Origin of the sequence: Clostridium muellerianum (assembly GCF_012926525.1) — a bacterium.
GTDB classification, from domain to species: domain Bacteria; phylum Bacillota; class Clostridia; order Clostridiales; family Clostridiaceae; genus Clostridium_AM; species Clostridium_AM muellerianum.
In genome coordinates this window covers 20027-34007 of the sequence record NZ_JABBNI010000014.1, presented here as the reverse complement: position 1 = coordinate 34007, position 13981 = coordinate 20027, and the positions used below count along the sequence as shown (strand labels likewise).

Genomic DNA, 13981 nt, shown 5'->3' with positions numbered 1-13981 from the left:
ATTCCATCTACTAACTTCCATGTTCTCCATTAACTTTCTTTGATACGCACAAAAACTGATAATAAAGAAAAAAGCACCAATCCTCACAAGATTAGCGCTTTTTCCTATAACTCATATCATATTAATAAGATTTTAAGTTTTTTATCTTCCACTTTAATACATCCAATATAATCTATCCTTTGATATTTTAAATCCTAATTTATTTTGTAGTGCTATTGATTTTTCATTGTCTATTTCAATCTGTCCGAAAGGTACCAAACCTTTTTCAAGAGTTTTGTTTACTATAAAACTTTCAAGTATTGTACCATATCCTAAATGCCTATACTCAGGAAATACCTCTAATAGTCCCATACTTCCTTCCAAATGATTTCCTACAAAACCTATAAGTGTGCCATCCTTATATCCACCAAACAAGCTTCCATTTCTCAAAATTTCCTCAATTTCATCATTAGATAGTTTATCATAATGTTCTAATACTACTTTTATTTGATTCTCTTCTAATTGCCTTATTTCTAATTCTTCTCCTATATAAAGCTTAACTTTATCCATATACACTGCTTGAACACATTCAATTTTTTCAGTTAGCCCGAATTTGTTTAATATACAATCCACCATATACTTTTGATGTGCAACTATAAGGTTACATTTTGATATTTGCTTTATCAGTTCTTTACCCTTTTTTAAACTTTTCACAGATATCATATATGCACCACTTTTTTCTTCTTTTATTAACACACCATCATTTTCAGCATACAATATATCTGATGTACTTCTGCGTATTGCCTCAATCATTCCCATATGAAGCAGTGGATTTTGTGATAAATATACAATTGCTCTATCTCTCATTACTTCCTCACCTTCAAACCTACGTTTCCTTATTGTAAAACCTTAGTATATGCTAAAGTTATAGCTTAATTCGTGTCTTTTACTTTACCTAATTATTCTTTTAATCTTTTGCTTTCATTTTTATAAACAAACAATAATATATAAGCACATACACACATAACTACACAAGTTATAAATGATGATGATACGGAAATATCTGCTGTCTTCCCAATAATCACATTTGCTCCTGCAGCAGTTATATCCCCAAACACAGCAAATACTGATAAAAGAGTTGCCCTATCAACATTATTTATACTTCTGTTTTCAATCTCCAAAATCATAGGATAAATTACAGCTTCACTGCCACATATAATAATTATTGAAAGTATAGTTATTGTAGCATTAGCTGTAAATACAAGTGTTGTACAACATATGCCAATAATAATATATAAAATTTGAATACTTCTATCTTTACCCAACTTACTGCTAAATTTATAGGATTTAAATGAACTTAATCGGGCTATTTGCATAACAACTGCTAATACCCCAAAATATTTAATATTTATTCCACTTCTCAAATATTGTGATTGATTTAAAAATACACTAACTGCCTGAACCACTTCATTTATTAAGGCAAAAGAAACCACTAAAATTATAATGCTTTTATTTTTTAAAGCAGTTAATAAACTTTGCTTAAAACTAGTTTTTTCTTCACGTTTCACATTAACTTCTTTTATAAACAAAGTTAATATTGCTGCTACTGCATAGGGTATAATAGTCCAAAATGCAGTACTATCCATAGACTTCTTAATCAGTATTGAAAAAATAATTGACGCAATTAAATAACCGACATTTGAAAGTGCATTATATATTCCAAATACTTTTTCACTTTCCTCTTCTTTAACTGATGAATATATCAAAGCAGTGTCACAACCTGAAATTCCCGCTAAAGATACTGATAATAACACTCGTTCTAAAAAGAACATTTCAAAGGAATAAGCTTTGTAAAAAACTATTTTCGATATGAAGAATATAAAATTTGAAATAACAAGTGTTTTCTTATACCCGAATTTATCTGCAAACCATCCCCAGGGAATTTCAAAAACAATCATTAATATCCATGATATAGACTCTATTATGAATATATTAGATAAAGATAAATTTCTATTTTGTCTATATACTGTAGCAACAGGACCATAAAAAACTAATCCCTGTAAGAATATAATAGTATACATTAAATAAATGTTGACCTTTTTATTCAATTTTAATACACCTCCAAAATTACACAACAAAAAAACCTTTTTTTTAAGGTTTTAAAAAAATATATTGTAACTTTACTGTGTATTAAATCGGTCTATACATTTATTTCTCTCCTTAAATATTAAATTCTTTCAATCTTATTTTGCTATATATTTAATTATATCCAAATATATAGTAATTTTAAGTTTTCTATTTACTTACTCATTGCTGTTATAATCATATCCGCAACTAATTTAAGTTTTGTTTTATCTATAATTGAAATTTTATCTTGTGGTCCATTTATGTTCAAATTTTCATCATAACTTTGTCCTATACATAATGATGGAATTCCACATTTATCAAATACAACATAATCACTTCTTTCACGATTCATTTTTTTTAAAATTATATCTTTATTTTTAGAATTATTTTTTAATAATGTTGTTGCAAAGTTACCCTTACCACTTACTGTAAAAATGCATGGGTTAACATGATCTTTTTGTGCTATTGAATCTATGTTTATATTGGCTTTTATATTTTTTCTATCATTATCTGATAACTGACTTATGTAGTATCTTGAACCGGTAGATGCTAATTCTTCACCTCCAAAAAGAATAAATCGTACTTCATAATCATTAGATGATTTATTTAATAGCCTAGCTACTTCCATAACTACAGCAACTCCAGAAGCATTGTCATTTGCTCCTATAGAATTTTCTTCACAATCATAATGAGCACTAACAATAATTGTACCTTTACTGTGTTTTGAAGTACCCTTTTTAATTGCAATTAAATTTTGACTTTCTCCTGTTTTTTCCTGATCTTGCTCACGATATTCATAAGGAACCATTTGAACTTGAGTTTCATATCCATAAGATTGTATTTGTTTTTTTAAAACTTCACAAGTTTTTTTCTCACCACTTGAACCAATTGCTCTACTAACAGTACATATCGAATTAATAGTATCCATCATAGTTTTTTCATCTGATAAGGTTATTTTTTTACTGTTACTAGCTGTCAATTTTTCTTTGTTATTAAAAAAACTACACCCCTCACAAACCTGAGAAAATATTAATAAAGATATTACTATTAAAATTATATATGTTTTCCTATTAAATGTTCTTTTAATCATTTTATTATACATACAATTAAACCATCCTTATTTTATCTTTTAATTCTTCCATATTACCTAACTAAGCAATTGAATTTTTACATTATCTTAATATATATCGCCAATTTTTGTAATCTTTAATTTATATTTTATTTTCACCTATAGTTATAGCACTTACAATTATACCATATTTAGTAATACCTTTTCTATTAATTTCCATATATTTTTGATTTTCTAAGTTACTATACCCTAATAATAAAAAATAAGGATAATTCTCATTATCTGAGTATTATCCTTACTTATTATTTATGAAATATTTTTATCCGATCGCTACCATTGCTAATACCCCCATCTTCTTTAAGTGGTGGATAAGCACTGCTACGCGCCTGGATAAGTTCTTCTAAGACTCAGATGTAGAGAGGTATTCCTCACAAGCAAACTCCACCTGAGTCTAAGAATCACTTGATACATTTTCACCATAATTAAATCTAGCATTTACTTTTCAGATTCCTCTATTTCCTTTTTTCTATTAATTAATTCTTTAAATCTTAAATCCATTTCCACATATTCGCAAGTTCCCTTATCATGCTTACACAACTCACCTAATACATAAGAAATTTCATTTTCAATTAGCATCTTTTTCTCCTTTAACCCTTTTAGACAATCCTTCTTAGAAACATATTTATTTTCTAAAAACTCTTTAAGTCCAAGCTCCTGTCTCCTAACCTTTTTATTTTCAAAAACTAAAAGCTTATTGCATATTCTCTCCATCATATATCTATCATGAGATATTAAAAGAATTGTTCCGTTGTAGTTTACAAGCACATCTTCTAATTTCTCCCTGCTGTAAAGATCTAGATGATTAAGTGGTTCATCAAGTATAAGAAGGTCACATTCCTTAATTATTAAATCTGTAATTCTAAGCCTAGTAAGTTCACCTAAGCTTAAAGATCCTAGAGATTGCTTCAGCATTTCTTCACTAAAACCCATATTAAATAGTATGGTTTGAAGTTTTCTTCTTTGCTCTCTTGAATAAATCTCAAAGTAATCCAGCACCTTCTTTTTCATATCAAGATGTCTAATATCCTGGCTTAGATATCCAAGTCTTACTGATGAGCTAAAAAATATATCTCCCTTATCCACTTTTTCAATACCCATTAAAAGTTTAAGGAGTGTTGTCTTTCCACAGCCATTCTCTCCAAAAATTCCAACCTTCTCACCTCTTTGAACATAAAAGGAACTTTTTTTAAAGAGCAGCTTATCATCAAAAGCCTTAACAATATCTGAAGCTTCAATTATTCTGTTTCCTTTTAGCACTGCAGACTTTAACTTAAAATCTATTTTGCTCTCTTCCTTTGGCTTTTCTACTCCTTGTATTTCAATCTTTTCAAGTCTTTTAATTCTTGATTTTATTTGAATATCCATCTTTTTTGCCTTTGTTCTAAGAAATTCTTTACCACCTTTTTTATTTCCAGCAGCTATTGCCTTTGCAGGTGCTTCTCTATGAGCTTTAGCAGACCAATTCTTCAAGGTATTTATTTGATAATTAATCTTTTTTTTCATTTCTTCTTGCCTAAAATATTGATTAAGCTGACTTTCATATCTTCTTTTTTTCTCTTCTCTGTAAAAACTATAGTTTCCACTGTATTCCTGCAAGGTATTATTCTCAATTTCAATAATCCTAGTTACACATTCATCCAGAAAATATCTATCATGCGAAATAACAAGTACTGTACCTTTATACTTTTTTAGTTCCTTAATCAACCACTTAACACCCTGATAATCAAGATGATTTGTAGGTTCATCGAGAATTAAAAAATCAGGATTCTTAGACCATATTTGCGAAAGAGAAAGTTTTGTCTTTTCTCCACCACTTAAATTCTTAAGCTTTGTATCATTCCAATCACAAACCTTCTTTAAAGCCAATATACTTGAAGTGTAAAGATAATCTTTTATATTACCTTCATCAAATAAATTCTCTACATACCCTGATTCCTGCTTAAGATAACCTATATTAACAGACTTTTTATGCCAGCAAATATTGCCGCTATCTATATACATTCTTCCAGCTATAATATTTGCCAGAGTAGTCTTTCCAGCCCCATTAAGACCAACTAGACCAATTCTTTCTCCTACTGTAATATCAAAACTAATATTATTTAGTATATTTGTTTCACCAAAATCTTTTTTAATTTCTCTACAGGATAATAATATTGCCATAAAAATTCCTCCATCAATTCATTATAATTTCTTACTTGTGTAAAATTCTTAATCTTCATTTTTTTAGTCCTCTCTTTCATTTTATTAAAACATTTCTTTATTAAATTAACACAAAAAGGCTGCAACTGAACACTAAGCCCATTTGCAACCTTAAAAATAAAAGCCATGCTAAAGAGCATGGCTAATATACTAGTTAAATATGAAGGTCTAACATAATGCCTTTGTTCTTAAAATTCAAAATGAAAAAGAAGGCGACTTAAATAAAGCTAACTACAAATAACACTTCTTCTACACAAATATTAAATTGAATTATTTAAGAACATTAATTTTCATCAAACTATTCCTCCAAAATTTTCTTTTCATACTACTTATTATATCAAACTTTTCATAAAAATAAATACATATTAAAAAAAATTAAAGACCTGAGTAAATCTCAGGTTTTTAGGCACCTTCAAAAAAATAACAAGTCAATATGCTAGTCTACTTTTTGTAATACTGCGTCCACAGAACCCTTAGATAGCTTAAACTATCTGCGGAACCTGTGTCCTTGTCTTACAAAAAGTATACGTCGCATATTGAAATTGTTATTTTCTTTCAGATGCCTAATTGAATTCTAATGATTTGTCTTATTTTGTTTTGGTTCTTTCTTTATTATCTTATAATCACAGTCAGCAACTCCCTTTTTACCTGTTGGAGCAGCATACCATATTATCATATAATTGTTATGAGCAGTAAGGGATTTCTTTAATTTTATAGCATCACTACTCTCTAGACTAAAAGGATTTAAAGATTTAACTCTATAACTCATTCTAGTAACTTTATCTGCATCTTGTTTCTCATTAATAAAAGTAACCTGATAGTCTGCATATTGACCTAATATCTTTTCTAAATCAGCAAAATTGTTGGTATTATCGCAGGAATTTTTATATCCTATTTCTGGTATAGATATGTTTTTTATAAACCACCCTTGCTTTGTAGTACCATCATCAGTCATATATCTGAAGCAGATAAGCACTTTTTTACCAACATAAGGTGTCAAATCAAACTGTTCTTGATTCCAACTGCCATTAGTTCCTGTGAATCCTGGTAAGTTCTTCTTAATTGAATCTCTGCCGTTAGTACTAAATTCACTTCTTGTATTCTTATTAGCTAGACTAGTCCAAGTCTTTCCTTCATCAGTAGATACTTGAACCATACCGTAATCCCATGTTTCTTCAATATCATAATAATTATCGAATTTAAGAGTTGCATTTTTTACAGATGTAAGATCAGCTTCAAAAGCTATCTTATTATCATTATCATCAACTTTATTTCCCCATATAACTTTATCCGAAGATCCTTTTGGATCATTTGCTACTTGCCAAGGATTAGGATTACGAACAAAACTAACTCCATTAAATAATATGTCTTTTATATCTTTTCCACCGTCTAATTTAATATAATCGGCGCCCCAAGCAGGAACTCCTAATTTTTCATGTTCTTTTGCTGCAGCATAATTAACTTTTGCATCTATGCTTTTGAAATTATATATTCCTTTTCCAGGGTCCTTGCTGTCTATTGCAACAGCTACAGAAAATCTTCTGAATAACTCAGCAAAGTCTATTCCTGTATTATACTTAGCAAGCATTTTATTCATACTAACTATACCATGATCAGTATCTTTAGCAAGATCTTTTATAAAGTCTTTGCCAAAGTGATCATATAAATACAATTGGAACAAATATGCCTGTCCATAATCGCCTAAAGTTTCAGGACCAGTTTTTGAGTTATAGTACTCATCCCATTGTACTAATGAATTTTCTGGATGGTCTAAGAAATAATTTACATGTCCCCAATTATGACCATAACCACATAAATACTGTGCAAAATCTGACATTCCTTCATTTATCCAAGTCTCCTCACCATTATCATTATCATTATGAATTAGGTGCTGGAATTCATGAGCTATTGTACCATATATATCATTACTTGCTAACCTTTGATCCCATTTTGCACTATCTATGTTAATTATATTTCTATCAAGGTAACTAGCAAAAGTTGGTGAGAAGAAACCTGCAACATAAAATGGATAGCTTGGATCATAATAATTTTCATCTTTAAAGTTATCCACAAGCATCATAAATCTTTCTTTTCCATCTACAGGCACATAATAATCCTTAGGAAGTCCTAACTTACCAGGTAAAACTGCATTAGAACCAGTTCTTGATTTAGGCATACCAAAGAACTCCGTATCTTTAGTCAATATGTTATTACTAAATTCATTTTTAAGCTTATCTACTTGTTCCTGGTTTACTACATGTGCAGGTCTACTGTCACCTTTTCCAAAGCTTAAATCATCAGCTACCCAAACTTCAACCTTATCATTTATACTTCTTAATGTAAATTTTTTAAGATAATCACCTTTTACATTATCATAAGCTAAAAACCACTTAGTTCCTCCATCATAGGTAAAATTAGGATTACTTGTATCAGCCTTAGCTGCAGAAGTATCATTTAGATTAATACCTTTTGCAGAGTTAAGTATGTCCTGCTCCACCTTGGCTCTACCATTAGGATCGGTGTCCTGTGCTTTAAGTATTGGGTCTACATCTAATGTTTCACCATATCTACTGGTATTATATTTATCATTTGTAGAGGCTTTTACCGATACTGGATTAGCTCCATTCGTTACTATCATGCCTAAAGCTAATAGACCTGAAAGCACTAGTGTTGAAATTTTTTTCTTATTCATTTTCCCCCTCCTTTTTTGTACCTGTTGTGATAAAAATATACAGCTCATTTATAATTTTACATTATTTACCTTGTGATTTCAACCATTTTTTACCATTTGCTTGACTTTCTTCGTAAGCATTTCAAAGCAGTATAAAAAAATCCCACAAACCTAAGTTTAAGGGATTATAATAAATTTATTAGTATACAATAAAAAAATATAATATATTGATTTAGCTATTCACTTTTTCTATTAGAAATACATATGAATTGTTTATCCTGGCATATAGTTTCACTCGTTAGAATCTAAAAAGATATAGGCTCATTCAATTTCAAATAGTTGTGCATCTCTTTATTATATTCTAAACTATTTTAGTATCAATATTTTTTATAATATGTGAAACTATATCACCTAGTTCAAGCTCTTTTGGTATAAGAAATAATGTGTCTCTTATTAATTCAAAACAATTATTTAAATTTTCTCTAGTATCTTTTATACATAGAATAGAATCTATTCTCTCTTCTAAGTTTTCCGGTTTTATCTTTAGATTACTAACTATATATTTTGTCCATTTCCAATCTGGTTCCCACTGTCTATTTACTGCATATAAAATTCTCAAAATCTTTTGAATGTCTGGTATCATTCTTTCAAGAAATGGCATTTTGTCCCCTCTTTTAGAGAGCATCTTTCTAGCTTCTATTGACAAATCTATAGTCCAAGGTTTAATTGTGTTTAGTATAATATCTTTTTCAAGCTTTTCTGGATAAAGCTTCAATTGCTCTTGTACATCTCTTAATATACCATTATCTCTTATAGAAATTGCATCTCTAAATGTTGAAGCAAGAATAAGTTTATCATGAGTACATACTTTACCCACTGCAATTGAATCTATGTTATTTTTCATACTAATAATAGTTTGCCATCCTGCTTCAATCCAATAATCTTTGTACTTAAATATTATCCATACTGAACCGTCCCCTATTGGTGCACCATATGAATATATATCTGTTCCTTCTATTTGTTTAATCCAATTAATTCTATCCTCTTCTGGTATTAAATCGTTTACTAAAAATTCTATTTCAATATCAGAATTTTCATCTGCAAGATTCCTTGAAACAGATCCAACAATAATAATTTCCTTTCCATATTCTAATGAACATTTACCAGCAATTTCTTTTGCTACCTTAATTCTATCTTCACATTCTGCATTAAACATATTTTTATCCAAAACCATCTCCCCCTATCCCACATAATTATACTATATAAATCATTAATTCACCATTAAATGTATATCAAGTAAATACTTGTAATACCGTATCAACTTTACTTAATATTAAAACCTTTTGCTATATTTCTTCTATATCTTTTAGTATAACTAATGTTAAATACTTTTTTAAATATGTGCAACCTTTCCATTAAAGAAATTAATATACTTGCTATAACAGTACTTATTACAAACATTGCACAATATAAGACTATATTTATTATGACAGGTAAATGATACATATAATTATTTATATCTATTATTATTAAAATTGGTGCTAATTCTGAAATTATGAAAATAGCTAACTTTACTATAGATAACTGAATTGATTTTTTAGGACATGTATTAATACATCTTTGACAGCTTTCACAATTACTACTCCATTTAGGTTTTCCATTATGCATACTTATTACTTTTGCTGGACAAGCCTTCTCACATTTACCACAATTAATACAAGCATCATCTGCTATAAATGTTTTACCTAAAATCCTTCTTCCTAAATTAATAAACATAATAAAAATAACCCAGCTCAATGTTAATGCTATAATATTTATTTTCTTAAAACTTTCTTCATTGTTAACTATTCTTTTGGTTATTTCTATTATGGCAGCTTCTGCATCTTTAAATGCTCGTTCTTCTACTTCTTTACTTTGTGGATTTAAAATTTGAGTAAAGTTATAAGTATAAACAACCATATCTGTGAAAAACACTTTAAAACCTTTTTTATCTAATATACGTTTAACGTGACTTAATGATTGCCCCTCAGCTCCAGCAGAGGTACACAAAACCACTGCCTTGCATTCATTTGAAGATTTAATCTTTGAAATATACTTTAGCATAATTGAAGGAGTGCCAAATCCATAAACAGGGAAACAAAATATATGAAGTTCGTAATCATTTAAATTTACATCCTTATCTTTTTCAATATTTAATAAATCTACTTCAAAGCCCATACTTCTTAATTGACTTTCTATTGTTTTAACCATATGATAGGTATTTCCTGTTCCTGAAAAATAATGAATAAGATATTTACACATGAATAATACTCTCCTTTCATCATTTACCAAACATGCTATTTACAACACTCCAAAATACATCAATATCATCATTAACTTCTTCCGGTTTAAAACCAACTACTCTAAGCATACTTATTCCTATATACAATGCCATTACTGCATAAGCAGACTTATTTATATCTGTTTCTTTAAAATCACCAGCTTTATTTCCATAATGAATAATTGATGAAATTCCATTAAAATCACCTTTATATACTTCTTGTAAAACTTTCTGTAAATTTGTATCTATCATTACTCTTGAAAAAAAACTTACAAATAATTTAGCTTTCTTTGCAGGAGGTATATGCATCAACTCTACTCCATTAATTTCTGATACATTTAATTTAAGTTCAGCTTCCTTATTAAGGTTATAATACTCTGGCAAAGCATTTTTCTGAACTATTTGAAGAATTTCAAAGGGTGTCATATCCTTTCTCACTTCACTGTTTATCTTTGTATTATAGTAACTTAAAAATGCTCTAAAAGCTTCAAGAATAAGATTATCCTTACTTTTAAAATAGTAACTAACAACACCCTTAGAGCAATCAGCTTCTTTTGCTACCATACCTAATGACATTTTTTCTATTCCTACCATGCAAATACACTCTAGTGTTGAATTAATTATTTGACTTCTTCTTATAGGTTCCATTCCAACTTTAGGCATATACTTCCTCCTAATATATAATTATTTTATTTTGACCAGTCATCTTAAAATAACAATACCACATTTGTAATAAAAAAACAATATAACAATACTTATAAAAATATTGTTATATTGTTTGTTGTTATTATTAAAAGTAAATGTACCCGATGAGGAAAATCTTATGTGTTTATTAAATAAAATTTTAAACTTTGGAAATTATCGTCTTAATACATCTATTAGTAAAATAAAATAAGCTTTCTAAAATTTGAATTTTTAGTTAAACAACGTTTTTTAATTTATATTTTGTAAACTTTATTCTCCTTTTTCATTTTTAATAACAATGGAGGTTTATCTGATATAATTCCATCAACATTTAATTTTATCATGTTATTTATGTCCATTTTTCTATCAACAGTCCACGCATATATCTCTTTATTTCTCCTGTGAATATTACTTACCATTTTTCTACTTATAGCATTTTCCTGTACACTATAAAAATTTACATTTAGTGAATCTAAATTATTCATAGGTCTGCTAACTATATAACCTGTCTGTATATTAGGATTTAAACTTTTAACATCCAATAAAATTTTATAATTTACTGAATGAACCTTGCATTGATTAACAAAATTATTATCATCAATAATTTTAACTACTTTATTAGTAAGATCTTCAGTATTTCCGTAAGGCTTTATTTCTATTATTATCTTTAACTTGCCATTACTTTTCTTAATCACTTCATCTAACGTAGGAATTTTTTCCACCCCACCCTTATGAAAAGGTGCTCTTATATTTAATTTTTCAATTTCATCGAAATTTACTTCATCCACATTTTTATTTAAACCAGTAAGTCTTCTAAGATTTCTATCATGCATTAATACTATTACTCCATCTTTAGTTTCTTGAACATCAATTTCCGCATAATTCACTTTAGAGTTTATTGAACTTTGAATTGCTTTTAAAGAATTTTCTGGTTCTGCAAAACACTGTGCTCTATGAGCAATTACCTTCACATTTTCAACTTCTAATGTATCTTTTAAAAAATTTTTATTATTTTCTGATTTATTGGAAACATTTTTAACTAAAATAGTTTTATCACTATTTTTTTGTAAGTTCTTTTTATATTCACTAATGCTAATTGAAGTAATTGACATTACAATCACAAGAATTAAACAAATTTTATAGAATTTACTTTTCACTTTATCAACTCCGTATATTCTTTAATGTTGTAATGATTAAAAAAATTATATATGAATAAAATTAAATATTCACAGACTACATTTATGCAAATCTCTTGATATATATTATAACAGCAAAATCTTAATTTAATCTTTTAATTTTATATAAACAGAAAAAGTTGTTCCTTTTCCAGGTTCACTATCAATTTCAATTTTACCATTATGTGCATCAACTATTGATTTCACTATAGACAAACCTAATCCATAACCCCCTTGTGCTCTAGCCCTATGTGATTCTATTCTAAAGAACCTATCAAAAATCTTGTTAATATACTCTTTTGAAATTCCAGTTCCATTATCCTTAACACTAATTATCGCATAACCTTCTGAAAAGTTTAACACCCTATCAACAGTAATAACAATTTCTCCTTTTTTTTCATCTGTATGTCTCACAGCATTTTGTACTAAATTAAAAATTACCTGTTTAATTTGGTTTCTATCTGCAATTACATTTATATTTTCTTTTAGATTAAATTTAATATTTCTTTTATTAGCTAATATATTAAGCTGTGATGAGATTTCTTTGACGATATCACTTAAATCTTCTATATTCATTTTTTGTGATATATGCTGATCTAATCTATTTAACATTAATAAATCATTTACTAACTTTGATAATCTTTCACTTTCCATTAAAATACTATTTAGTGCTAAATCTAGTTTTTTCTCATCTTTAGCAGCTCCTCTTAATAATACCTCAACAAAACCATGTATAGAGGTTAATGGTGTTCTTAATTCATGAGAAGCATCTGAAAGGAATTGTCTCATCTGCTCCTTAATTTCTTGTTCTTTATTAAAAGAACTTTCTATTCTTTGAAGCATATTATTAAAAGCTATTGACAAGCTATCTATTTCAATTTGTCCATTATCTATTGGTAAACGCATATTTAATTGTTCTACATCAATATACTCCACAGTATCTGTCATTTTATATAGAGGATTTAAAGTATATTTAAATACCTTTCCTCCAATTATAGCTCCGATAATTAGTACTAAAATAGATGCTACTATATAAATATATGCTTGCCTGTATATTAAATCTTGTATGGGACTTGCTGATAAACTTAGTTGTATTATTCCTAAAGGTGAATTAATATTACCTATCTTTCTAAATCCAACTATTTGTAGATTACCATTTTCATCTTTAACCAATCTATATCCTTCTAAGGTTCCTTTTTGTTTAAGCAAATCCTTATACTCATTTTGCGATAATAAAGGATTTGATACAGGTTCACCTCTTCTTCTTCCTAAATCTAAGGAATCATTTGAATTATGTCTATTATTACCAACTTGAACTGTACTGCTTGCTATGCAATTACCATTTACATCAATAACTGCTGCACCCATATTAGTATCAACAGTCATATTAATAAGTTTATTGGCATTTTCTATAACATCTTTTGATGTTTTTATGCTTTTTAACGTTTTTATATCCATATTATGAAATCTTGCATCTAATATTTGCTCTTTACTTCCATATAAATATTGTTCTAATGTGACATATTGAAATATTTCCATTATAATAAAAAGCAGTACTAATATTAAAATAAATCTAGATACTAATTTCCACCTTAAACTTTTCCCTTTTACCAAATTACTCACTTTTTTCATCTTATCACAACCTTATAATATAATAGCGCTCTTAATGGTACTTAAAATATTATTATCTTTATATA

Annotated in this window: 10 protein-coding genes; all 10 read right to left on the bottom strand. The window is 28.1% G+C overall.

The genetic code is table 11. The features are described from left to right. Positions 1 to 153: 153 nt before the first annotated feature. On the bottom strand, positions 154 to 846 hold the full coding sequence (locus HBE96_RS07630; protein ID WP_169297168.1) for a GNAT family N-acetyltransferase: 693 nt from the start codon (positions 844 to 846) through the stop codon (positions 154 to 156). A 92-nt stretch (positions 847 to 938) separates the two neighbouring features. Then, positions 939 to 2087 carry an MFS transporter gene (locus tag HBE96_RS07625; RefSeq protein WP_169297167.1) on the bottom strand — a complete coding sequence of 383 codons (1149 nt, stop codon included), beginning with the start codon at positions 2085 to 2087 and terminating at the stop codon, positions 939 to 941. A gap of 191 nt (positions 2088 to 2278) precedes the next feature. Then, positions 2279 to 3208: a DUF4910 domain-containing protein gene (locus HBE96_RS07620; protein WP_169297166.1), complete on the bottom strand. Its 930-nt coding sequence runs from the start codon at positions 3206 to 3208 to the stop codon at positions 2279 to 2281. Between the two features lie 462 nt (positions 3209 to 3670). After that, a complete protein-coding gene (gene abc-f, locus HBE96_RS07615; RefSeq protein WP_169297165.1) occupies positions 3671 to 5395 on the bottom strand; it encodes a ribosomal protection-like ABC-F family protein in 1725 nt (574 codons plus the stop codon). 613 nt (positions 5396 to 6008) lie between these two features. Then, positions 6009 to 8126, bottom strand: a complete 2118-nt coding sequence (locus tag HBE96_RS07610; protein WP_169297164.1) for a M6 family metallopeptidase — start codon at positions 8124 to 8126, stop codon at positions 6009 to 6011. 340 nt (positions 8127 to 8466) lie between these two features. Then, positions 8467 to 9333, bottom strand: coding sequence for a DUF4037 domain-containing protein (locus HBE96_RS07605; RefSeq protein WP_169297163.1), 867 nt, complete (start codon positions 9331 to 9333; stop codon positions 8467 to 8469). Positions 9334 to 9428: 95 nt separating this feature from the next. Beyond that, positions 9429 to 10406: an EFR1 family ferrodoxin gene (locus tag HBE96_RS07600; protein WP_169297162.1), complete on the bottom strand. Its 978-nt coding sequence runs from the start codon at positions 10404 to 10406 to the stop codon at positions 9429 to 9431. 19 nt (positions 10407 to 10425) lie between these two features. Next, positions 10426 to 11088, bottom strand: coding sequence for a TetR family transcriptional regulator (locus tag HBE96_RS07595; RefSeq protein WP_169297161.1), 663 nt, complete (start codon positions 11086 to 11088; stop codon positions 10426 to 10428). A 275-nt stretch (positions 11089 to 11363) separates the two neighbouring features. Next, positions 11364 to 12266 (bottom strand): glycerophosphodiester phosphodiesterase family protein, encoded by a 903-nt coding sequence (locus HBE96_RS07590; protein WP_169297160.1) that lies wholly within the window; start codon positions 12264 to 12266, stop codon positions 11364 to 11366. A gap of 126 nt (positions 12267 to 12392) precedes the next feature. After that, positions 12393 to 13916: a sensor histidine kinase gene (locus HBE96_RS07585; protein WP_169297159.1), complete on the bottom strand. Its 1524-nt coding sequence runs from the start codon at positions 13914 to 13916 to the stop codon at positions 12393 to 12395. Between the last annotated feature and the right edge of the window lie 65 nt (positions 13917 to 13981).